Origin of the sequence: Enterocloster lavalensis (genome assembly GCF_046603895.1) — a bacterium.
Lineage (GTDB): Bacteria > Bacillota > Clostridia > Lachnospirales > Lachnospiraceae > Enterocloster > Enterocloster lavalensis.
The window spans coordinates 5,645,224-5,666,365 of the sequence record NZ_CP176637.1 but is presented as its reverse complement, the minus strand read 5'-3'; the positions used below and the strand labels follow the sequence as shown (position 1 = coordinate 5,666,365).

Genomic DNA, 21,142 nt, shown 5'->3' with positions numbered 1-21,142 from the left:
AACGGGCATTTGAAATCTATATTAAAAGGCAAATGCCTGTATTTTCAAGCGGATTTCACCCCATCCGTCGTTTCTCAATATAATATCACAGTTTTTCCAATTTGTACATGAAAATATGACAAAAGCATTACAAATTCATTAAATCCATCCCACATTTCTGTTAAAAACAGCTGGTTTCCAGTCTCCCTCCTCCACCCCTACCGGCTTTTTACAATTATCTCCGCCAGCCCGTTGCGTCAAAAAAGGAACCCCCTCACACGGAGGGGATTCCAACCATCGCCAGCGGTCCGCGCCGGCGGTCTTTCATATCCGGTAAAATGAACGGTTCCAAACAGCGGTTTACGCTTCAGCCAAATGCTTTTTCAGCGTTGCTCTCACAGCGCCGGGGCCGGCGGTCAGCTCGGTGAAGATTCCCTCCACCGTCTCGCCCAGGCCAACCTCGTAGAGGTTTACGCCGAAGATCTTGGCGTTGCTCAAAATCGGCTCCAGGACCTTGTGCACGTCGCAGGCCTCCCCGATCTTTACGCCCTCAAGCTGCTTTGCCAGAGACTCGTACATGGGATCCGGGCTCACGGTAAAAGTGTTGCCCTCGTCGTCCACGCCCAGCAGATAACGGCACCAGCCGGCCTGTACCATGGGAATGAATTTCAAATCGGAAACCTGTAACTCCGGTCTGGCCGCATACTCCTTGATGGTCTCTCCGAAGCGGATGGACAGCTTCTGGGAGGTGTCGCAGGCGATGCGCTGGGGCGTGTCCGGCATAAAGGGGTTGGGAACACGGATCTGCAGCACCTCGTCGATGAACTTTTTGGGGGAGAGGATGCCCGGGTCGGTCACTACCGGCAGGCCTTCCTTGTATCCGATGATCTCCACCAGCTTCACCAGATCCTGGTCCTTCATCTCCTCGCTGATCTTGGTGTAACCCAGCAGGCAGCCGTACACGGCCAGGGTGCTGTGCAGGGGATTTAAGCAGGTGCAGACCTTCATGCGCTCCACCTTCTCCACAGTCTCCCGGGTGGTGAACATCACGCCGGACTTCTCCAGAGCCGGACGGCCGTTGGGAAATGCATCCTCAATCACCAGGTACTCGGCCTCCTCCGCATTCACAAAGGGCGCCACGTAGGTATTCTTGCTGGTCACGATGCTCTCGGTGTCCGTGAAGCCCACTTCCTCCAGCATCTTTTTCACGCTGTCGTCCGGCCGGGGAGTGATCTTGTCGATCATGCTCCAGGGGAAGGAGACGTTTTCCGGGTTCTCGATGTAGGCCAGAAAGCCCTTGTCCACCAGGCCGTTTTTGGTCCACGCCTCAGCGTATGCGTGTACCGCGGCGTAAAGCTTGTCGCCGTTGTGGGAGCAGTTGTCCATGCTCACAAGCGCCAGCGGCAGCCTGCCGTTTGCGTAGCGGTGGTAGCAGAGCGCCGCCAGCTTGCCGATGTAGCTGTCCGCCTTGTCCGGACCGGCCTCAAAATCCGCCGCCACATCCCCGCGGTAGTTTCCGTCCATCCCGGTCAGGCTGTAGCCCTTCTCAGTGATGGTGAAGCTGACCATCTGCAGGCTCTTGCTGGCAAAAATCTCTTTCAGCCGGTTCCAGTCCGCCTCGTCGTGGCGATCCACGGTCAGGGACTGTGCCAGACTGCCGATCACGGTCTTCTCAATGGTCCCGTTGGCCTTCAGGGTCACCAGCAGGCTTAAATCATCCTGGGGACGGTAAGCCTTTTTCACGATCTCATAGTCGTAACCCTCCGCCACGATGATACCGGTTTTCTCCACTCCCTCGTTTAACAGCTTCTGCTGAAGGGCCGCCGGAAACGCCCGGAAAATATTGCCCGCGCCGAAGTGTACCCACTGGGGGCATTTCGCGGTCTCCGCCTTCATCACCTCGCGGTCAAACCCGGGCAGCTCAATGCCGGCTTTCTCCCATACGCTCTTGTCTTTCAACTCACCATCCAATAAACGCATAACCTTTTCCTCCTGATTCTTGTTGTGGAAACTTCCTGTTTCTGATGGTTCTATCTTACCACCTCGCCGTCCGGGAATCCATATCCGTTTTTGTTGATTACATTGCAAAAGTTGTGCTGTAGGCCGGGGATAAAATGAGCGGATGGGAAAATATTTCCCAAAAGAACAAAGTGCCTTCGGCACTCTCAACTCCCCTGCCCCTCACTCATGAGGGGTTTTAGGGGATTTCCTTTTTTGCTGCTTTATTGTAAAATGTTCTTATGCATAAGAACATCCTCCAAACTATTTTTTCTGACCACTTTGAATATATCCAATATGTTATTCGACCTGATAAAAATGTTTTGGATAACATCAACCGGATGATCCTCTGCCATGATCCTTCTTATGGCGGAGCTTTCTTTGGCTGTCCTCATTGTGGTAACCTTAAATTTGTTCCCTTTTCCTGTAAAAGCCGGTTCTGTCCCTCATGCGGCAACGTCTATAACCAGAAACGTGCTTTTCGTATGTCTTGTAAACTCGTTTCCTGTATCCACAGACACTGTGTCTTTACCATTCCTGAGGAACTGCGCATCTTCTTTCTTAAGGACCACTCACTCCTTAACTGCCTGTTCCATTCTGTCAGGGATGTCGTCCTACGCATGTTCTTCAAGATGAATAAGTCCGAACTCTTTACTCCTGGTTTTATCTGCGTCCTTCATACCTTCGGTAGAGATTTAAAGTGGAATCCTCACATCCATGCCCTGATTTCGGAAGGCGGTGCTGGCAACATTACTCCCTGGCGACCCAATCCCCATTTTGATTATGATTTCCTGCGCCTGGCTTTTCGGAAAGTCCTTTTGGATCAGCTCTCTCTTAAACTGGGACCGCCTTTTAAGAAGCTTAAAAATCAAATCTACAAAGACCATCCCGAAGGCTTTTATGTGAGAGCCAAACCTAATTTGTGTTCTCCTGATATCACCATTAAATACATCAGCAGATACCTTGGACGGCCTGTCATTGCCACTTCCAGGATGGATGCCTATGACGGGGATTCTGTGACGTTCCATTATCAGCGACATGAGGACCATAAAACGATCACAGAATGCATCCCCGCCATTGACTTTATCAAACGCCTGATCCTGCATATCCCTGACAAGCATTTTAAAATGGTCCGCTACTACGGCATTTATGCAAAGCACCACAAACAGGAAAAAAATCTCCGGAAATGTTTATCCAAGCAGAAGCAGCATTATCTTTCTAAGCTCCTAGATTGGCGGAATTTGATTCTTCTGACCTTTGGCTATGATCCGCTCAGATGCCCGGAGTGTGGCACTTCTATGTTGGTTTTAGAAGTTTACCACAAAAAAACTGCACTATTTGAACGCTATCGAAAGGTTATGGGATATGGATAGTTCCATATGCCCTATTCTTTCTCTACCGTCAGATAGTGCAGCCTAAACCAAAAACAAAAAATACATAGACAACGTCATGGCGAAGTCACACCTTCGCTCTTTTGCTATGCCTTTTTTATTTCCAATCTATTATACACCATCTTCGCTGATTTGAGAAGTTTCCTATAAAGTAAAAAATCGGGAGCGCAATCTCTGCGCTCCCAACTGCATTTCAAGCTCTGACATCATGGGGTTTCACAAGATGTCCGGCACACGGTATCCTGAACCTCATACGGTTCCGTAACCTGTGCGTCCGCTGCCACGGCGTTGAATAAAACCAACCCTGCCGCCAGCATGAACCAGGCGACGCCGCCCAGTATTTTACGGATTCTCATACACTTCTGCCTCCTGGATGCATAAGCCTCACCTTTGAGTTGCTTACCCTTAGTCCGTTTCCCATTATACAAACTTTGCCAAAAAAAGCAAGTCCTTTTTGGTTACACAACCTTACATTTTCCTTAAAGGGCGCGGCCGCCCGGAGAGCCCGTCAATGGATTTCGATCCTGGGCAGCACGGCGTCCAGATCCACCGCGTAGTGATCCGGCCTGCCTTCCTCCAGGTACACCGGAATCTGCAGCCCGGTCAAAAGCCCGCTGGGATCGAAATTCAGCCCGTCGCTGCGGAATATGTGCATGGTGCCGCGCTCGTCCATATACCGGCAGCTCACCCTCCACAGGTATCGCCCGTTCACCGAGACGGAAGTGTCCTGATAGATCTCCCCCAGCTCCGCATAGACGCGGCGTCCATTTTCAAGCAGATTCTTTTTTCTGCGGGCGCGGAATATCTGAAACAGTACAATGGTGTATCCAATCGCCGCAAACAGGCCGCCAAGGCCTGTAAACAGCAGGTTCATAAAGACCGGCGCCGCCGGCTGCGAATCCGCGTTCAGAAATCCCACGAGCCCTGCCACCAGAAAGATGGTTCCCACTGCGGCCCAGATTCCGCCAAACAGATACATAAAGAGTGCCATCCCGTTCATTTTCCTTTTTCTGCCCATCTGTTCTCCCTCCCTTTATCGCCCGATCCGTTCCTCCGCCAGCTCCATCTCATCCGGCAGCGGCACAAAACCGCAGGCCGCGTAGAGGGGCCTCCCCATTTTGGTGGCCTCCAGGGAAATCCGCACCACGCCGCGGCCCACGGATTCCGCCACCAGAAGCTCCACCATGCGGCGGGCGATCCCCCGCCTGCGGTAGCCGGGTTCTGTGTACATGTTCATAATATATGCCTTTTGTCCGCTGGGATTGTGACAGGTGGGCAGCACCTGAAAAAAACTCACGCCCCCGGTTCCGATCAGCACGTCGCCGTCATAGGCCAGATAGGCCACATGGCTCCCGTCCGCCAGGGCCCGCCGGTAATACGCGTCAGATTCGGACTCCACCTCCGGAAGTTCCGCCCCTTCATCCAGTCCGTTGGCCGCCCGAAGGACCATCAGACGCGAACGCACCAACTCGTGCAAATCTCTTATATCCGCTTTTTTGTACCTTATCTCCATGGTTATCCCTCCGTCGTTTATAGGTGTCTATTATACCATCCCCATGCCGCTTTGGCAAACAGCGCTGAAATTTATCCTGCAAAATTGTGCAAAATTTAAATTGACTTTTTCCGATTAACGCGGTAAAATAACCGCAACAAATTGAACAGCTACAGCAGGCTATGACGGGGAAAAGTATTCGGACCGCCTCCTTACAGAGAGCTGCCGGCAGGTGGAAGGCAGCAGGAGAATCCGGTGAAAATCACCCCTGAGCTTTCGGACTGAACGGTTTTCCTGTAAGTCCGGACGGTTGGCGGCCGTTACACCGTCACACATTGTTGGATGTGGCTAAGTGGCTGCCTTTGGCAGCAATCAGAGTGGTACCGCAGAGGAATCAAGCGCCTTTGTCTCTCAGAATATGAGGGACAGAGGCGTTTTTTGTTGAATGCAATGGGCCGGGACCCCCCGGCTCTCCCCCTCTCCGCCCGTCTGCTGCGGCAAATCAAGGGAAACTGAAAGGAGAAACAAATTATGAACGCACTGAAAAAACTCAGCAATCTCTTCGGAAGGTACATGGCCGTCATTGTGATCGCCGTGGCGGCCCTGGCCCTCCTGGCCCCCGGGACGGTCAGCTTTATCAAGACCTCCTACGTGAACACGCTGCTGGGAATCGTCATGTTCGGCATGGGCCTTACCTTAAAGCCCGGCGACTTCAAGGTGGTATTTTCCCGTCCCAAGGACGTGATCATCGGCTCTATCGCACAGTTCACCCTGATGCCCCTGCTGGCATTTCTGCTGACTAAACTCTTCCAGCTGCCGCCGGAGCTGGCAATCGGCGTCATCCTGGTGGGAACCTGCCCCGGCGGCACCTCCTCCAACGTTATGACCTACCTCTCCAAGGGCGATGTTCCCTTGTCCGTGGGCATGACCGCGGTGTCCACCGTGCTGGCGCCCTTCCTCACCCCCCTTCTGACCTACGTGTACGCGGGCACCAAGGTGGATGTGAATATGGTCAGCATGTTTATGTCCATTATCAAGGTGGTGATCGTACCCATCGCGGCCGGTTTCGTGATCAACCATTTCTTCTCCCGCTTCACCCAGCAGGTGGTGGACATCCTGCCCCTGATTTCCACCACGGCCATCGTTGCCATTGTGGCGGCGGTCGTCAGCGCGAACTCCGCCAAAATCCTGACCAGCGGACTGCTGATCGTGGGCGTGGTGATCCTGCACAATGTGCTGGGTTACGCCACCGGCTACAGCGTAGGCAAGCTGTTAAAACTGGAGCCTGCCAAATGCCGGGCGATCTCCATCGAGGTGGGCATGCAGAACTCCGGCCTGGCCACCTCCCTGGCCGCCACCCACTTTGCCGCCTACCCGCTGGCGACCATCCCCGGCGCGGTGTTCAGCGTGTGGCACAACATTTCCGGGGCCGTGCTGGCCAACCTCTACGCCCGCACCGCCCAGACCGACGGGAGCAAAGCCGGAAAGGCAGTCTCCTGCTAAACCGCCTGAAACACCGGTTTCCGACCCGGCCCATCGCATTCAACTGAAAGACCGCCCGCCGCACAGTGGATTGACTGTGCGGCGGGCGGTCTTTTGATTGAATGCGGCGGGCTGCTGCCGCAGCCTGCGGGATATTGTTCTCTTATTAAGCCCTGGCGGCATGTTATTCCGGGAATTTCGCATTCTCGGACGTTCTTCTATTATATAGTCGTCCTTTCGACTATGGTCAGGATTACAACTACATTCTATGCTATTATATATCCTGACCAGAAGAGGAGAACCTGTGTGATTACATATGAGCCATTCTGGCGAACCTTGAAGGAGTCCGAAGAATCCACGTACACGCTGATTTACAAGCACCACATTTCCAGCTCCACCATTGATCGCCTGCGCAACGATAAACCCATCAATACCACCACCATCAACGACCTCTGTCGTATTCTCAACTGCGATATTCAGGAAGTGATGCGTTACACGCCGTCGGACAGAGATCAAAAATTATAAACGCTCCACCCCGAAGCCTCTGTTCGCGCAGGTTTCTTTTTTTTGAATTCGGACGCACTTCCCTATTACAGAATAACGTTTATGCCCCCGCGCAGTCTCCGCCGGAAATAAGCGGCTGGGAAATATTTTTACGATACCTGAAAATACTCTCAACCGCAAGGGCTTCAAAGGTTTTGGAAATCATTTCCAACCCCTTTTGGAAAATTTTTTAAATTTTTTTCAATTTACCTCTTCACAGATGAGAATTTTTATGCTATACTACTTTTCGTTCGGGGCATTAGCGCAGCTGGGAGCGCGCCACACTGGCAGTGTGGAGGTCACGGGTTCGAATCCCGTATGCTCCATTGAGAGACAAGCCATCCATTGCGGATGGCTTTTTTGCTGTATTTTTTGAATTAATACCACCGCACCAGGGGCAGATCATTATTCACGCCTTTTGTGGCCAATACCTGATGCAGGTCGATCACCCCGTTGTGGAAGGTGGCCGCGCAGGAGCACAGGTACAGCTCCCACATGCGGACGAACTCCTCGTCGAACATGGTCCGCACCTCCTCCTTGTGGGCCCGGAAGTTGTCCGCCCAGCACAGCAGGGTGCGGTTGTAGTGGTTGCGCAGGTTTTCCACGTCAAGCACATGGAAATTCTGCTCTCCCAGATAGTAGACCATCTCCCGCAGGCTGGGAACCACGCCGCCGGGGAAAATATATTTCTTGATCCAGGGGTCTCCGGCGTGCTCCTGAAGGCTGCTGATAAAATGGAGCAGGAATACGCCTCCCGGCTTTAAGGCCCGTTCCACACAGCGGATAAACTGCTCGTAATTGTCCCGCCCCACATGTTCCACCATGCCCACGCTGACCACCCGGTCAAAGGCGGTTTCCAGGCGCTCCACATCCCGGTAGTCCAGAAGCTCCACCCGGACCAGGTCCTCCAGACCTTCCCGGCGGATGCGCTCTTTACAGCCCTCGTACTGTTCCCGGCTCAGGGTGATGCCGGTGGCCTTCACCCCGTACCGCTTCGCGGCCCGCAGGATCAAAAAGCCCCAGCCGCAGCCGATGTCAAGCAGGCTCATGCCCTCCTTCAAGGCCAGCTTTTCCAGGATGTAGTCGGTCTTGTTCACCTGGGCCTGGTACAGGCTGTCCTCCGGGCTTTTGAAATAAGCGCAGGAATAGTTCATAGTCTCGTCCAGCCACAGGCGGTAGAAATCGTTGCCGATGTCGTAGTGGGAACAGACCTCCTTCTGCTGGTTCTTTTTGGAGCTGGACGTGAACAGCAGCTTCTTTAACGCCGGGGCTCCCGCCTCAAACCGGCTCATCTGCCCCAGAAAATGGTCCAGGGCCTGGTATAAATCCCCCTCGATCTCCAGGTCTCCCCGCATATAGGCCTCGCCCAGAGCCAGGGAGGTGCTGGACGCCAGCTCCTTCACCGGAATCTGGCGCTTCAGGTTCACCACAAAAGCCGGCGTCCCCTCCCCGATCTTGTCCTCATGCCCGTCCATCCGGATCACAAAGGGGTGATCCGTGAACCGGTCGAAAAAATGCACCATGGCGCGCTCTTTTATCAACATTGCAATCTCCATCCTCTCAATCTGTTTTGCAGCGGCCATTCGCAGCGGAAGGCGCTGTCTCTTTTCCTATTGTTTCCAGATGTGGGATGGATTATACGGCATCAAAACGCCGCCGGTTCGCATAACGCGCGCCGGCGGCATCTCCTATGTTCCTTAATCCTCTTTAATTTTAACGATCACTTTCTTGATCGGAGCCTGCTGGCCGTTCATGGCCTTTGGCTTATGTGCATCCCATGGATTGAAAATCAGATACTGGTCGGGGCCTGCCACAATCTGAAGGCCGGGAGTGGAATTCTCAAAGAACACCACATCCTTGTCCGGATTGTAGGGAGTTTTCACCGTCATCTCGTGAACCGGCGCGTAGGTCATGATCTCGCTGCCCTCGATCACGTACTGGATGTCGGTGTAGTGCTCATGAGCCTCATACTTGGCCTCGTCCCAGGGAATCGTGGTGTAAGCGGTCACGTTGGCGTAGACGTCCTTGCCGTCGATCTCGTACTTGCCCGGCTCCAGTGCCTTTAAGTCGGTATTCTGCAAAAATGCGACCGCCTTGGCATATCTGCCTTCGATTCCTAAGTTCTTGTAAAAATCCAGGTTCTTCTTCTCATCAAAAATCATCGTCCCAATTCTCCTTTATCCCATGTGCCCGAAAACATTTTCCCGCCCCGGACCACATCTAGTATACACCCAAACCACGGACAAACTCAATCCCCGGATTCAAAAAATCACGTTCCCACATTAATATAGAGGGACACTATTTAAAAAATTCGTGGCCGTCATGGGCGAACAGATAGTCCAGGTGGCGGTCAAACCACGAGGCCGCGCTGCCCGAACCCTTGCGGTTCATAAAAAACAGGGCTCCCTGGGAGTAATCCTCTCCGTCCAGGGCACGGTTCACACACTCGATGGTCTCCGCCGTCACCTTCACGGAATTGATGCTCCCGTTGGATACCGGCTGGAACTGGGATGGGGCATAGACCACCTCGGTCACGCTGTCCGGAAATTCGTCCGACAGCACCCGGTTGATGATCACATCTGCCACCAGTATTTTTCCGCGCGCATCGCAGATTCCGGCTTCGGCCTGGACAATGCGCAACAGTACCTGGTAATCTTCCTCCGTGTACTTGATGCGCCTGGCCGCTCTGCGCTTCTCTTCCGCCTCACGCTTTGCCGCCTCCGCCTTCTTTTTTGCTTCCTCCGCTTCTCTGCGCGCTCTCTCTTCTTGCTGCTGCTTTAAAATCTGTTTTTTGAGGGCTTCGATCTCCGCCTGGGCGGCTCTCTCCTCCTCCTGCTTTTGTCGGACGCTCTGCACAAGCAGGTCGCCAACTAATTGCTGTCCGACACTACCCGCGTCTGTGAGTCCGATTTGTATTTTTGCTTCTGTGCTACCTGTGATTCCCTGGTCCGCAGGTTCTTCCTCTGCTTCCGCTTCGCTGTCACCGTTTTCTTCTATAACAGGGGCCGCCATGGCGTTTTTACCGCTGCCGCCAAATCCATTGGCTGAAAAAGAGATCACGGCTACCACCATAACTCCGGTGACGATCACGGAGGAGGAGCGGTACATCTGTTTGGTCACCTTGACTGCAAGGGACTTCACAAACAGAAATACGGACTCAAAGAATGAACGCAATATCAGCATACATACTCCTCTTTCCTGAAAGTCGAAATTTCTTATTTCTCGCTTTCCTTAATTGTGGGCTTTCTCCCACTTTTACCTCATTTTCCGGGGATGTATGGGTAATTATATGGGATTTGATCCCGTGCTGTCAATGGTGATTTAATATATTTGTTACATTTTTCCGCAACGTTTTTTATCCCCCTGGCTTTATTGTATATTTGCAATATATTTTATTTAGTTTTATTGCCATATATCATGCATTTTTGCCATTGATATTTTACAATAATGTTACATTATTATTAATTTTTAATCGATGTATATTTTTTACTTTTTCTGTAATTAAATTTATGTCAACTTGTTTTTACTAAAATAGTATATATTTTACATTTTAGTTCCTGCTTTTTCCTGTCATATTCTGTCGTTCAAAAAGTGCGCATCCCCCACTTTGGGCATTTTTTCATAAAAATGGACGGGCGGTTCTGCTGATTTTCCGTGCCTCCGATCAAATCTGCCCTGGTGATGGATCCGTCAAAATTTTGTCATATATTTTGTGCACTTATTCCAAAATGTGGATTCCTCATTGAAAAGTGTTTGACTTGGAGCGAATACTTTGGTACATTAAAGTTCAGAACTTTTAATTATTAAAGTTATCAAAACAGGCCAACGGATTTTCTCCCCGGAGGCCGGGTGAAACACAGGAGGAACCTTCCATGTTGATCAAAATTATGCTGCTCGTCATTTTCTTTTCCATCATGATCATTGTCGGCTTCTGCTCCCGCCGGCACGCCACCAACGTGAACGATTTCGTGTTGGGCGGCCGGGGCGTTGGGCCCTGGCTCACGGCCTTCGCCTACGGGACATCCTACTTTTCCGCGGTAGTGTTCATCGGCTACGCCGGACAGTTCGGCTGGAAATACGGGCTGGCCTCCACCTGGATCGGCCTGGGCAACGCCCTGATCGGAAGCCTGTTAGCCTGGGTGGTGCTGGGAAGGCGCACCCGCGTGATGACAAAGCATTTGTCCGCCTCCACCATGCCGGAGTTTTTCGGGAGCCGGTTTGACAGCAAGGCGCTGAAAATCGTAGCCTCGGCCATCATTTTCGTGTTCCTCATCCCCTACACGGCTTCCGTGTACAACGGCCTGTCCCGGCTGTTCGGGATGGCCTTCGACGTGCCCTACACGGCCTGCGTGGTGGCCATGGCCTGTCTCACCGCGGTCTACGTGATCCTGGGCGGATACATGGCGACGGCCATCAATGATTTTATCCAGGGAATTATCATGCTGGCCGGGATCGTTGCCATTATCGCCAGCGTATTGAACGGCCAGGGCGGCTTCACCGCCGCGGTGGGAAAGCTGGCCCAGATTCCCAGCGAGGTGCCTGCCACCCTGGGGCAGCCCGGCGCGTACACCTCGTTTTTCGGCCCTGACCCCTTAAATCTGCTGGGCGTGGTCATTCTGACCTCCCTGGGTACCTGGGGACTCCCGCAGATGATCCACAAGTTTTATACCATCCGCAGTGAGAAAGCCATCGCCACCGGCACGGTGATCTCCACCGTATTCGCCATCGTGATCTCCGGAGGAAGCTATTTCCTGGGCGGCTTCGGCCGGCTGTTCGACGGCCCGGCCGTGTACAACGCGGCGGGAGGCGTGGCTTACGATTCCGTTATCCCGGCCATGCTCTCCGGCCTGCCGGACCTGTTAATCGGAATCGTGGTCATGCTGGTGCTCTCCGCCTCCATGTCCACGCTGTCCTCCCTGGTGCTGACCTCCAGCTCCACCCTGGCCCTGGATTTCATCAAGGGAAACCTGATTAAAAATATGAAGGACAAGACCCAGTTAATCCTGATGCAGGGTCTGATTCTGGTATTCATTGTGATCAGCGTGGTGCTGGCCCTGGATCCCCCGGACTTTATCGCCCAGCTCATGGGAATCTCCTGGGGCGCTCTGGCCGGAGCTTTCCTGGCCCCCTTCCTCTACGGTTTGTACTGGAAAGGCGTGACCCGGGCCTCCGTCTGGTTCAGCTTCCTCATCGGCGTGGGGATCACGGTGTCGAACCTGTTCCTTCATTATATAGCCTCGCCCATCAACGCGGGCGCAATCGCCATGGTGGCCGGACTGATCGCCGTGCCCCTGGTATCCCTGATCACCCCCAAACTTTCCCAGGGGCTGACGGACGGGGTGTTCTCCTGCTATAATGATTTGGTGGAGGCTACCACGAGGAAGGTTCTGCCGGAGGATAAGGACTTTGATTCGCCGGCGTTTCGGAGGAGGAAACGGTAGATTAATATGTAAAAGCCCCGGCTATGGATAGTCGCCAATTAAAATCGGCAACAGCCTTTAGCCGGGGCTTTTGTTATAGTTATCTATCTGTAAATTACCGCTATACCCGAAATAGTCTCCCCGAATACTCTCTCACCAGACGTTCATTGTACTCAGGGCCTCCGTCCACGTTGGAGCTCATATATACCGGTGGAACAAAGCCTGCTTCCAGCATGATAGAAATAGCCTCCAGCACTGTGCTCACCGTCAAAACGGTGGTGGTAATGGTGGAAGTGGCACAGACCTTCTCCTCCAGGCCAGGTAAAGACACCGCTGCGTCCCCGAACTCCCCTTTGATATCCAGCACCACATCCGCCAGATCATAAAGGTGTCTGCCAGAAGAATGTCTGGATGAAAGCTTTCTGGAATTTTCCACGGAAGTGATGGCGATGACCTTCACCCCCTTTTCCTTTGCGCACATCGCCACTTCGATGGACAGCGGATTCCGTCCTGAAAAAGACGTTACCACGAACACGTCCTCAGGCCGGATATCCGCGTGCTCCATAAAGCGTGTTCCCACCCCCTCCACCATCTCGTATTTGGTGCTATTGGGAAAATACATTTCTTTAGCTGGAATCAGTCCGCCTGCGCGGATACAGAACTCCGAGGAGCCTACCCGGGAATGCCCACTTCCGAAGGACTGCACGATGCCACCCTTCATAATGCTCTCCGCGATCAGCCTGGCCGCGGCCTTCACCGTTTCCCCTTGGGATTCTCTCAAATCTGCCAGCTGCTTCTCCACAATGTCAATAAAACCTTCGTATCCCATAATCTCCCCTCTTTCTATTTGTGAAAAATTCGGTGCGCATACTGTTCCACCAGCGCCTGGTTTACTTCCCGGCCTCCGTCCACATTATAGCTGCGGTAAATGGGCGGCTTAAATCCCCGATTCAACATTAGCTCCACCGCCTCCAGCACCGTACACTGGATCAGTAAGGACGCGGCGGCTGTGGAGGTTGCACAGACCTTGGTCGGCATGCCTGCCAGTTGGATTGCCGCATCCCCGTATACGCCCTTGGTATCCAAAATTACGTCCGCGAAATCCCGGACCATTTTTCCGCTGGAATGGGTGGAGGTCAACTGCATAGAGGACTCACAGGCTGTTACCACAATCAGCGGAACCCCCGCCTCCTTAATTTTCATGGCCACCTCCACGCCAAGGGGATTTCGACCCGCATGAGTGTTGATCAGGCACACATCCTCCGGCCGGATCTCCACTTTCTCCATCATGATTGTTCCCACGCCTTCCAGCTTTTCATAGGGATTGTATTCCACTGGCCCCATAGATTTCACTGGGACGAGACCTCCAGCCCGCTCCAACAGGTCTGAAGCCCCCACGTAGGAGTGTCCGTTGCCGAACACCTGCACCACGCCCCCCTTCATAATGCTCTCCGCAATCAGCCCGGCCGCCTGGTGGATGTGCTCTCCCTCCGTCCTGCGGATCTCCCGGAACATTTTCGCAACCTCATCAAAAAACAGTTCGTAACTCATTCCTTTCCTCCTTCACACCGGGGAACCTGCTCAAAACCCGGGCCCCCTGCTTTTTTCAGATACTCCATCAGATCTTCCTCCTGGCTGTCAGGCACCAGCTTTGCCGTCAGCCTGATCCCCCGCCGGTTCAGCTCTAAAAACGCCTCCAGCTCCTCCGGCGTTACATTGATATACTTCTTAACGCAAACTGTATTCTGCCTGCTGGACAAATTTCCGGCGTTTACCTGCTCCAGCTTCACCCCCGCCTTCACCAGACGGAGAATATCCACGGGAGACCGGGCGATCAGCAGCACCTTCTGTCCCTCATATTTCCCAGCACAGATGTTATTGGCCGCGTTATCCACCGAAATGATGGAGGAACGAAGTCCGGCGGGAACCACCAACCGCAGGGCAGCCTTTCGCATCTCGTCCCCAGCCACCTCGTCGTTGGCCACCATAATCCGGGAAACACCCAGATAGTTGCACCAGAACACCGCCACCTGGCCATGAATCAGACGGTCGTCGATCCGGGCGTGCACAATTCCTCTGAAATTCATCTATAATGCCTCCTATCCCAAAATTCCCAGGGCGCTTAACACCACCGACAGTCCGATGATCATGAAAATTGCCTTAGTGCTCGTCACCTTCTCCTTGCCCAGCAGCCAGTAGACCAGAAGCACCACCAGCACCGGGATAAAGGACGGCATGATCTTATCCAGTATCTCCTGCATCACCAGGGTCACCTCGCCGGACTGGAACACATAGGGTACGTTTGCCTTTACCACTGACGGCACCAGAGCGCCCACTACGGTCAGTCCCAATATGCTGGCCGCCTCCGTGATCCGGTTCATGGTCCCGCTCATGGAAGTAACCATTTTGGTGCCCTCCCGGTAGGAAATCACCATCAGCTTCTGTTTGATCAGCTGACGGACCACCGCCCACAGCATAAAGGCGAATACCCCCGCCGGATTCCCCTGAAGAGCCAGGTAAGCGCCCACGGAAAAGATAATCACCTGAGCAATCACGTGGAAAATGGTATCTCCCACCCCTGCCAGCGGCCCCATCAGGCTGGTCTTGACCGCTGATACCGTCTCCAGGGAATCCACGCCCCCGGATTCCTCCATGGCAATGTCGATGCCGAATATGATGGGCAGCAAAATGCCGTTGGTATTCATAAACTGAAGGTGAGTGTTCAGCGCCTTCTTCATATCTTCCTGATCCGGGTACAACTTACGCAGCACCGGCAGCATGCTGAAGCAGTAGCCCAGTCCCTGCATTTTTTCATAGTTCCACGCGCTCTGTCCTGCCAGCGACCATCGCCATATCACACTCATTAGATCCTTTTTAGTGATTTTTCCTGTCTCCTTACTCATCTTCATCCACCCCTCCCGTCAATACGGACGGCTGTACCGTCTCAGCTCTTCTGTATGCGATGGATGCCAGCGCTGCACCCGCAATGGCGATTCCCAGCATAGGCACCTTTAAGTACGCTGCGAACAGAAAGCCAATCAAAAGATACGCATAATATTTCCGAACCGGCAGATAGCGCAGCAGAATCGCGATTCCAACTGCCGGGAGCAGCCCTCCCGCTATCTTGAGTCCGTCCATCAGCCAGACCGGCAGGAAATTCAGAACTGTCTGGGTAATCTCGGTGCCGAAGGTAAGGAACACGGCCACCGGAATCGCCCGTGAAAGGCCCCAGTTTAAATTGCCCATCAGGTTGATTATCTCAATTTTTTTCAGATCTCCCTCCTTGGCGTACCGGTCCGCTTTGTGCTGGATAAAGGTATTGCACATTCTGCCCAGAATATCCAGCTGTACCATCAGAAGTCCCACCGGGACTGCCAATCCCATGCCAAATCCCATGTCCTCCCCCGCTACCACACAGAGGGCCGTACCGATCACCGCGGCTCCCATATAGTCTGGCACCACGGAGCCGCCGTAGCTGGACACCCCCAGTATCATCAGCTGAAGGGTGGCTCCGATAGCCAGTCCCAGCGTCATGTCCCCCATGACCAGACCGGTAAACCATCCTGCGATCAGCGGTCGATTTAACCCTAGATCGAAATGAAACTGATCATAGACCGCAAAAAACGCATACACCGTCAACACAAAAATCTGCCATACTGCAATCTCCATACCCTAACCTCCTTTTCTCTCTCACTCGTCCTCGCTGTTTACAATCAGGCTGGCCGCCTCCAGATTGATATCCCGGATACCTCCGTGCCCCGCCTCCATCACCGCCTCCACGGCCTGGGAAAGGCTTCCGCGCTGGTGGGTCAGTGCCTCTAATACCATGGGCAGATTCACCCCGGAAACTGCCCGGATTCCGCTGTAGCGGGCAAGAATCTCCGCAATCACCAAATTACAAGGCGTGCCTCCGAACAAATCCGCTGCGATCAGAAGACCGTCCGGCGTCAACAGCCGTTTAACCTCCCGCTCCAGCCGCAGCGCAAAGTCCTGTTTGGATTCACCACCCATGATTCCCACCGCTCCGATTCCGTCTGTCTCCCCGGAAATCATGCGGATCGTCTCCCGGTAGGCCTCTGCAATCCCCCCATGGGATATGATCAGAATATGATACAATCCCTTCACCTCCTCTCTGTACTTCTGCCAATTTATAATGCAAGTTCTGTGCCAATCTACAAAAAAAGAGAAAAATCAACTCTTTTTTATGCAAAAGAGCCAACTTTCCTCTTGTATATTTGGTCAAATTATCCTCATCTCACTCATCCAAATTTCGGTCCGCTTTTACGTAGTCGTAGATGTAGCGGATCTCTGCCACCGGAATCTCGACAGAATAGTAGGATTCTACGACAGAAAAGCAATTTTTCACATTCACCACAAAATCTCCGTGTCTGTCGATAAATCTGTCGATTCCAGCCTCCTCTGCCGTATCCCTGCGCAGCACAAGACGCTCGATCAGGCAGCAAAGATGTAGATAAAGGCCGGTAACCGTCTGTTTGGAAAAGGAATATCCCACCCGGCGCTGAAGCTGCTCAAGGGCATCGCTAACCAGGCTTAACACCTTTTCCGCATTCAGGATAGTCAGGTAGTCCAGGATATTCTGTAGTGAGAACTGGTGAATCAAATTCTGCTCCAGCGCCTGGATCTCATCCGGGGTATAATAATCGGAAAAGAGCCGCCCCAAAAGCCCCACGTCCTGGGAGGAGACCAGCTGATCCAGGCTGATAAAGGGAACTGAAGGTATTTGGGTATCCAGAGTCCCAATAATAAATTTCACATGATACTGGGCGAACACAGGCGCCTGAAGCCCCTCCTCCACCAGTCCGGCGTAATCATAGGTACGGATGGACGCAGGAATAGGGCGGGGCAGACAATTTTCCAAAAGCCGGGTAATCTTTGTGGCCATCTCCAGCCCGGTAGCGCATACCGCCAGAATCACATCTTCCTTTTTACGGTTGCAGGCTATACGGCAATTTGAGCGGCCAGCTGCCGCCGCGGCCTCCAGCGCCGGTTCAAGGGGTTCCCCCGCCAGCAGACGGCGTCCCAGCTCCAGCGCCAGCCCCAGGGACACGTTATCTGCGAATCCCACATCCGCATTATCCAGGTCCCGCACCCGCTCGAATATCTGCTCCAAAGACCCCAGATCCACCAGGAACACAAATTCCGTGCAGCCTCGCAGCTTTTTAAGCCGTCCCAGCAGATTGGCGATCACCTGCTCCGCCGGAACCGCCAGAGGCATGTCCACGGCATCGTATACGTAAGCGCCCAGAATGGCGTTGGCAGCGGCGGCCATGCTGCCGGCGGCAGAGTGGCCGTGGCAGAGGATAAAGCACTGGGCCTTGTCCAGATCCACATCCCGCAGATTGGACTTGACTGCCAGCGTTAGAAATACCCTGTCCATATTTCCGGTAGTAATGCCGATATTTTTTTCCAAAAATTCGCAGATTTCCTGGGAAATGGACCGTTCCTTGCGCAGCTTTTCTTCCATCAGGCCGTCCAATGCCCTGGAAAGGCGTCCAGAGTCTTCCTCTCTGCCGGCCAGAGAACGGTTATAAAAATGCATTGCCAGAAAACGGCTCTCCCGGCTGTGAAGGGCCAACGAATACTTTCCCGCTAGAAGACTGCTCACACTCTCCATCAGGCTCTCAAACAGGCGGTAACGGGGCGTTGTCAACACCCCCTCCGCATAGGACAGCCTGTCGTAATATCCCTCCAGACGGGACAGCATAATCTCCAACAGACGTGAGAAATCCCTGCCGCGCTCCAGATAGGCCTGATATTCCCGGAGCAGCTGAGCGTAGACGCTGTTTTCGCTGCGCTCCGCCCGGAATTTCCGGTCCAGCTCCTCCAGGGAAATCAGACCGTCCTCCTCAAGTGCCTCTCCATAGGGTTCCCCTGCGGACAAAAGAAGGCTTTCCGGCAGACTGGAAAGGCGGATACAGAGAGGCCCTTTATTCTCCCTCCCATCCCCGCTCTGCCATGCCAGAAACGCATTGGCGCAGCATGCACGGACACAGTTCTTGATCTCTCCGATGTTTCCGTCGAAATTCGCAGTCATCAACAGGTGATATACCCGACGGCTAATGTAAAACTGCCTTCCCGTGGTACGCATCTCTTCCCGGAACAGGCGGCAGATCAGCTCATGCCGCTCATCCGCCGGGCGCTCTGCTATGGACGGTATATGGCAGATCAAAGGAATGCGCCTGAGCAGGGTTTTTACCAACACCTTTTCCGGCTCTTCCGTGGTGGCGAATATCAGGCGCACTTTAGAGCTGTGCCAGTTCACGTTGTCCCCCATACGGTGGTAAATGCCCTTGTCCATAAACAGGAACAATTTTTCCTGACACTCAGGCCGCAGGCAGTGGACCTCGTCCAGGAACAGCACCCCTCCGTCAGCAGCCTGCAGCAGCCCTGCGCTCCCCGCCACTGCCCCCGTGTAGGCGCCCTTCACGTGCCCGAACAGGTTGGTGGCCATCAGCTCCGGGTTGTTGGCGTACTCAGAGCAGTTCAGGGTCACAAACGGCGCGTCCCCTTTCAGAATCCCCCGGTTCACCCCGTATTCGTGCATCAGCTGGGCCATCATGCTCTTTCCGATCCCGGACTCGCCGTTGAGCAGCACGGGCAGACCGGCCGGCGGATAGGCCATCGCGGATTTGAGCTGTTCCACACATGCCTCCAGGCTTCCCCTGTGTCCGATCAGCTTGCCAAAATCCCGTGCCTCTCCCTGGACCTGCTCCGCTTCCCCGGGCTTCAATGTGTCCCGCAGAGCCTTTAACGTATCGTAGACGCTCCAGGGCAGAGACACGCCGTAAAGCTCCTCCAGAGTCCTTCTGTCCAGAAACAGCACGGGACGGCTCTTGATCTTCACGAACTCCCCCCGCTCCACATACTCGTTGAGATACTGGCTCACCGTATTCCTGCCCGCTCCCAGCTCCCCAGCCAGCTCTCCGGCGGTCAGCCCCTCCGGCAGATCCCACCGGATATCACGGGTATTACTCACAATCCGTTCATACACCAATTTCTGCGTTTTCAACATCTTCTATTCCCCCAGCCGTTCCACGTAAACCATATCCCGCCCCGCTTGTACCTTTTCCGCCATTATAGCACAGGCTATCTGACTGGTACAATAAGGGGGGAATACGGCTGGAATGCAACGACGGAGCATGACTGCATAACTGTGGAAACTCGAAAGGGTAACGCAAAAGAAAAAGCCGCAAAAGAAAAAAGAAACACCCATCTTGACAAATATGCATAAACACGTATAATAATATTAACAGAACCCACCACGCCTCTGATTTTCATGCGCAACCCGGTGGGACTTTCTCATTTATGGGGGATTTATGTTTCAGTATCCAAAACAAATATTAACGATCGCACAGCAGATACAGTCATATATTGATGCAGGTATGGAGATTGCTTCTAAAGATGAGGTAGAAAAGGCATTAAAAACAATTGGATATTATCGTCTTAGAGGATATTCTTTTCAACTATATGACAACTCTTCAAAAAAATTTATTCCAGGAATCAATTTTGATGATATCCTGAAATTGTATCATTTTGATCAACAACTTTCTGATATTATTTTCTCCATGATATCAAAAATAGAAGTTGCATTAAGAGTTCGTCTGGTTGAGTCTTTGCTGATTTATGGAGAGGCATTGATTTTGCAGGATTCGTCAATTTTCAATGACAAGAAAATGTACTGGCAGAATATGTCAACAATAGCTTCCGAGATAGCGCGCTCCAACGATGTGTTTATTAAACACAATTTTGATAAACACGAAGGTGAAGTACCGGTATGGGCAGTAGTGGAAGTAATATCGTTTGGGACATTATCGAAAATAATTAAAAATTTGAAAACTGGTCCGGGAAGTGCATATTCAGTTTTAGCAAACAATTATAAATATATATCTAAAAAAGGAAATTTGGTAAACCCGTCACTAAAGATATTTACATCTTGGATACAGGCAGTTGCAGTGTTGCGTAATATGTGCGCACATAATTCCAGAATATACAATAGAACGATACATACAACACCGCAGATACTTGATGTCGATAAAATTACGCCTTCTCCAGCTCATAACGGTTTATATCAAATTTTGTTGGCAATGAAATATTTGAGATCATCTGATGATGAGTGGAAAACATTTGTCAGCGAGTTGAATACGTTATTTCAAGACAATAAAAAAATTATCAGCCTTGGCGCAATGAATTTTCCCACGGACTGGAACGCACATTTAAGTGTTTAGAATCTGATTTTAAGCATAGAATATAAGGCAGACCTAATCAAGCATATTGTGCTCAAACCGATTAGGCTTTCGGCGAAGTGTTACGATAAACACTTCGCCATTTTATATGGAGAGATACTTTTTCACCCCACCCCCAGCTTCACCACCACCTTCAAAAACCTCTGCCTCTCCCCCGTATGTGCCACCGCCTGGTGCCCATCCCAGGGAAAAGCGGCGTAAAACATGCCCTCTGTAATCTTCACCACATGCTCCCGTTTTCCCGTCAGCCGCTCTGCGTCCTTCTCCTCCTGGTACGGGATCACGGTCTCCAGCCTGCGCACGTCCTCCCAGGCCATCTCCTCGCTGCCCTCCGCCATGATCTGGACGTCGATGTAGTTTCTGTGGGCCTCGAAAGTCCCCTCTGAGATGGGCCTTGTCTCGCCCTGCTGTACCATGAAATATCCGCCCTCAAACTCATACCGTCCTGGCGCAAGTCCAGCGCCGTTTTTCACCGCAGCAACCGCCTCCAGCCCCTTCCTCAGGTTCGGCAGCAGCGCCTCATACTTCAAAATATTGTCCACATGATCGATTATCATCTCACAACCGCCTCCT

Annotated in this window: 20 protein-coding genes, 1 tRNA gene, 1 pseudogene and 1 other annotated feature; of the genes and pseudogenes, 7 read left to right on the top strand and 15 right to left on the bottom strand. The window is 52.7% G+C overall.

Translation table 11 applies throughout. From position 1 onward, the window contains the following. Nucleotides 1-339: 339 nt before the first annotated feature. Nucleotides 340-1,959, bottom strand: coding sequence for a mannitol dehydrogenase family protein (locus ACK2JC_RS25430; protein WP_320936240.1), 1,620 nt, complete (start codon nucleotides 1,957-1,959; stop codon nucleotides 340-342). 260 nt (nucleotides 1,960-2,219) lie between these two features. Here ACK2JC_RS25430 and ACK2JC_RS25425 point away from each other — a divergent pair. Then, a pseudogene (locus ACK2JC_RS25425) lies at nucleotides 2,220-2,453 on the top strand (transposase zinc-binding domain-containing protein); the annotation flags it as partial. A 144-nt stretch (nucleotides 2,454-2,597) separates the two neighbouring features. Next, complete coding sequence (locus ACK2JC_RS25420) at nucleotides 2,598-3,350, top strand: transposase (protein WP_368275016.1); 753 nt, start codon at nucleotides 2,598-2,600, stop codon at nucleotides 3,348-3,350. Nucleotides 3,351-3,574: 224 nt separating this feature from the next. Here ACK2JC_RS25420 and ACK2JC_RS25415 read toward each other — a convergent pair whose 3' ends face one another. From ACK2JC_RS25415 to ACK2JC_RS25405, 3 genes are all read right to left on the bottom strand, one after another. Beyond that, nucleotides 3,575-3,724: a hypothetical protein gene (locus ACK2JC_RS25415; protein ID WP_164468337.1), complete on the bottom strand. Its 150-nt coding sequence runs from the start codon at nucleotides 3,722-3,724 to the stop codon at nucleotides 3,575-3,577. A 152-nt stretch (nucleotides 3,725-3,876) separates the two neighbouring features. Next, nucleotides 3,877-4,386, bottom strand: coding sequence for a hypothetical protein (locus ACK2JC_RS25410; RefSeq protein WP_227170826.1), 510 nt, complete (start codon nucleotides 4,384-4,386; stop codon nucleotides 3,877-3,879). Between the two features lie 15 nt (nucleotides 4,387-4,401). Continuing rightward, on the bottom strand, nucleotides 4,402-4,881 hold the full coding sequence (locus tag ACK2JC_RS25405) for a GNAT family N-acetyltransferase (protein WP_206197025.1): 480 nt from the start codon (nucleotides 4,879-4,881) through the stop codon (nucleotides 4,402-4,404). A gap of 152 nt (nucleotides 4,882-5,033) precedes the next feature. Beyond that, nucleotides 5,034-5,269, top strand: a binding site (T-box leader). Nucleotides 5,270-5,391: 122 nt separating this feature from the next. Here ACK2JC_RS25405 and ACK2JC_RS25400 point away from each other — a divergent pair. From ACK2JC_RS25400 to ACK2JC_RS25390, 3 genes are all read left to right on the top strand, one after another. Next, nucleotides 5,392-6,363 (top strand): bile acid:sodium symporter family protein, encoded by a 972-nt coding sequence (locus tag ACK2JC_RS25400; protein WP_320936367.1) that lies wholly within the window; start codon nucleotides 5,392-5,394, stop codon nucleotides 6,361-6,363. Between the two features lie 285 nt (nucleotides 6,364-6,648). Further along, complete coding sequence (locus ACK2JC_RS25395; RefSeq protein WP_024735029.1) at nucleotides 6,649-6,867, top strand: helix-turn-helix domain-containing protein; 219 nt, start codon at nucleotides 6,649-6,651, stop codon at nucleotides 6,865-6,867. 271 nt (nucleotides 6,868-7,138) lie between these two features. Continuing rightward, nucleotides 7,139-7,211 (top strand) — tRNA-Ala (locus ACK2JC_RS25390). A 51-nt stretch (nucleotides 7,212-7,262) separates the two neighbouring features. Here the strand turns inward: ACK2JC_RS25390 and ACK2JC_RS25385 are convergent. The 3 genes from ACK2JC_RS25385 to ACK2JC_RS25375 all read right to left on the bottom strand — a co-directional run bounded on the left by ACK2JC_RS25385 (nucleotide 7,263) and on the right by ACK2JC_RS25375 (nucleotide 10,068). Then, the gene (locus ACK2JC_RS25385; RefSeq protein ID WP_320938456.1) at nucleotides 7,263-8,429 is read right to left on the bottom strand and encodes a cyclopropane-fatty-acyl-phospholipid synthase family protein; all 1,167 of its coding nucleotides are present in this window, start codon (nucleotides 8,427-8,429) and stop codon (nucleotides 7,263-7,265) included. A gap of 153 nt (nucleotides 8,430-8,582) precedes the next feature. Further along, nucleotides 8,583-9,047: a YhcH/YjgK/YiaL family protein gene (locus ACK2JC_RS25380; protein ID WP_320938455.1), complete on the bottom strand. Its 465-nt coding sequence runs from the start codon at nucleotides 9,045-9,047 to the stop codon at nucleotides 8,583-8,585. A gap of 136 nt (nucleotides 9,048-9,183) precedes the next feature. After that, nucleotides 9,184-10,068: a cell wall hydrolase gene (locus tag ACK2JC_RS25375; protein ID WP_007713223.1), complete on the bottom strand. Its 885-nt coding sequence runs from the start codon at nucleotides 10,066-10,068 to the stop codon at nucleotides 9,184-9,186. A gap of 689 nt (nucleotides 10,069-10,757) precedes the next feature. Here ACK2JC_RS25375 and ACK2JC_RS25370 point away from each other — a divergent pair. Beyond that, complete coding sequence (locus ACK2JC_RS25370; protein ID WP_320937641.1) at nucleotides 10,758-12,326, top strand: sodium:solute symporter family transporter; 1,569 nt, start codon at nucleotides 10,758-10,760, stop codon at nucleotides 12,324-12,326. A 100-nt stretch (nucleotides 12,327-12,426) separates the two neighbouring features. Here the strand turns inward: ACK2JC_RS25370 and ACK2JC_RS25365 are convergent, their stop codons facing one another. From ACK2JC_RS25365 to ACK2JC_RS25335, 7 genes are all read right to left on the bottom strand, one after another. Further along, nucleotides 12,427-13,134 (bottom strand): SIS domain-containing protein, encoded by a 708-nt coding sequence (locus ACK2JC_RS25365; RefSeq protein ID WP_320937640.1) that lies wholly within the window; start codon nucleotides 13,132-13,134, stop codon nucleotides 12,427-12,429. A gap of 14 nt (nucleotides 13,135-13,148) precedes the next feature. Further along, nucleotides 13,149-13,856: an SIS domain-containing protein gene (locus tag ACK2JC_RS25360; protein ID WP_320937639.1), complete on the bottom strand. Its 708-nt coding sequence runs from the start codon at nucleotides 13,854-13,856 to the stop codon at nucleotides 13,149-13,151. Next, nucleotides 13,853-14,392: a PTS sugar transporter subunit IIB gene (locus ACK2JC_RS25355; RefSeq protein WP_320937638.1), complete on the bottom strand. Its 540-nt coding sequence runs from the start codon at nucleotides 14,390-14,392 to the stop codon at nucleotides 13,853-13,855. The genes ACK2JC_RS25360 and ACK2JC_RS25355 overlap by 4 nt, the downstream gene beginning before the upstream one ends. 12 nt (nucleotides 14,393-14,404) lie before the next feature. Further along, nucleotides 14,405-15,214, bottom strand: a complete 810-nt coding sequence (locus ACK2JC_RS25350) for a PTS system mannose/fructose/sorbose family transporter subunit IID (protein ID WP_320937637.1) — start codon at nucleotides 15,212-15,214, stop codon at nucleotides 14,405-14,407. After that, a complete protein-coding gene (locus ACK2JC_RS25345; RefSeq protein ID WP_320937636.1) occupies nucleotides 15,201-15,974 on the bottom strand; it encodes a PTS sugar transporter subunit IIC in 774 nt (257 codons plus the stop codon). Before ACK2JC_RS25345 ends, ACK2JC_RS25350 begins: the two co-directional genes overlap by 14 nt. A gap of 21 nt (nucleotides 15,975-15,995) precedes the next feature. Then, entirely contained in the window at nucleotides 15,996-16,421 is a 426-nt protein-coding gene (locus ACK2JC_RS25340; RefSeq protein ID WP_320937635.1) for a PTS sugar transporter subunit IIA, read from the bottom strand. A 139-nt stretch (nucleotides 16,422-16,560) separates the two neighbouring features. After that, nucleotides 16,561-19,338: a sigma 54-interacting transcriptional regulator gene (locus ACK2JC_RS25335; RefSeq protein WP_320937634.1), complete on the bottom strand. Its 2,778-nt coding sequence runs from the start codon at nucleotides 19,336-19,338 to the stop codon at nucleotides 16,561-16,563. A gap of 304 nt (nucleotides 19,339-19,642) precedes the next feature. Between ACK2JC_RS25335 and ACK2JC_RS25330 the strand changes: the two genes are divergently transcribed. Continuing rightward, nucleotides 19,643-20,551 (top strand): Abi family protein, encoded by a 909-nt coding sequence (locus ACK2JC_RS25330; protein WP_320936446.1) that lies wholly within the window; start codon nucleotides 19,643-19,645, stop codon nucleotides 20,549-20,551. Nucleotides 20,552-20,673: 122 nt separating this feature from the next. Here ACK2JC_RS25330 and ACK2JC_RS25325 read toward each other — a convergent pair whose 3' ends face one another. Then, nucleotides 20,674-21,126 carry a YhcH/YjgK/YiaL family protein gene (locus ACK2JC_RS25325; protein WP_320936445.1) on the bottom strand — a complete coding sequence of 151 codons (453 nt, stop codon included), beginning with the start codon at nucleotides 21,124-21,126 and terminating at the stop codon, nucleotides 20,674-20,676. Between the last annotated feature and the right edge of the window lie 16 nt (nucleotides 21,127-21,142).

Coding starts and splice junctions, on each gene's coding strand:
- ACK2JC_RS25430 (WP_320936240.1), bottom strand. CDS start 1,959: ATGCGTTTATTGGATGGTGAGTTGAAAGACAAGAGCGTATGGGAGAAA.
- ACK2JC_RS25420 (WP_368275016.1), top strand. CDS start 2,598: ATGTTCTTCAAGATGAATAAGTCCGAACTCTTTACTCCTGGTTTTATC.
- ACK2JC_RS25415 (WP_164468337.1), bottom strand. CDS start 3,724: ATGAGAATCCGTAAAATACTGGGCGGCGTCGCCTGGTTCATGCTGGCG.
- ACK2JC_RS25410 (WP_227170826.1), bottom strand. CDS start 4,386: ATGGGCAGAAAAAGGAAAATGAACGGGATGGCACTCTTTATGTATCTG.
- ACK2JC_RS25405 (WP_206197025.1), bottom strand. CDS start 4,881: ATGGAGATAAGGTACAAAAAAGCGGATATAAGAGATTTGCACGAGTTG.
- ACK2JC_RS25400 (WP_320936367.1), top strand. CDS start 5,392: ATGAACGCACTGAAAAAACTCAGCAATCTCTTCGGAAGGTACATGGCC.
- ACK2JC_RS25385 (WP_320938456.1), bottom strand. CDS start 8,429: ATGTTGATAAAAGAGCGCGCCATGGTGCATTTTTTCGACCGGTTCACG.
- ACK2JC_RS25380 (WP_320938455.1), bottom strand. CDS start 9,047: ATGATTTTTGATGAGAAGAAGAACCTGGATTTTTACAAGAACTTAGGA.
- ACK2JC_RS25375 (WP_007713223.1), bottom strand. CDS start 10,068: ATGCTGATATTGCGTTCATTCTTTGAGTCCGTATTTCTGTTTGTGAAG.
- ACK2JC_RS25370 (WP_320937641.1), top strand. CDS start 10,758: ATGTTGATCAAAATTATGCTGCTCGTCATTTTCTTTTCCATCATGATC.
- ACK2JC_RS25365 (WP_320937640.1), bottom strand. CDS start 13,134: ATGGGATACGAAGGTTTTATTGACATTGTGGAGAAGCAGCTGGCAGAT.
- ACK2JC_RS25360 (WP_320937639.1), bottom strand. CDS start 13,856: ATGAGTTACGAACTGTTTTTTGATGAGGTTGCGAAAATGTTCCGGGAG.
- ACK2JC_RS25355 (WP_320937638.1), bottom strand. CDS start 14,392: ATGAATTTCAGAGGAATTGTGCACGCCCGGATCGACGACCGTCTGATT.
- ACK2JC_RS25350 (WP_320937637.1), bottom strand. CDS start 15,214: ATGAAGATGAGTAAGGAGACAGGAAAAATCACTAAAAAGGATCTAATG.
- ACK2JC_RS25345 (WP_320937636.1), bottom strand. CDS start 15,974: ATGGAGATTGCAGTATGGCAGATTTTTGTGTTGACGGTGTATGCGTTT.
- ACK2JC_RS25335 (WP_320937634.1), bottom strand. CDS start 19,338: ATGTTGAAAACGCAGAAATTGGTGTATGAACGGATTGTGAGTAATACC.
- ACK2JC_RS25330 (WP_320936446.1), top strand. CDS start 19,643: ATGTTTCAGTATCCAAAACAAATATTAACGATCGCACAGCAGATACAG.
- ACK2JC_RS25325 (WP_320936445.1), bottom strand. CDS start 21,126: ATGATAATCGATCATGTGGACAATATTTTGAAGTATGAGGCGCTGCTG.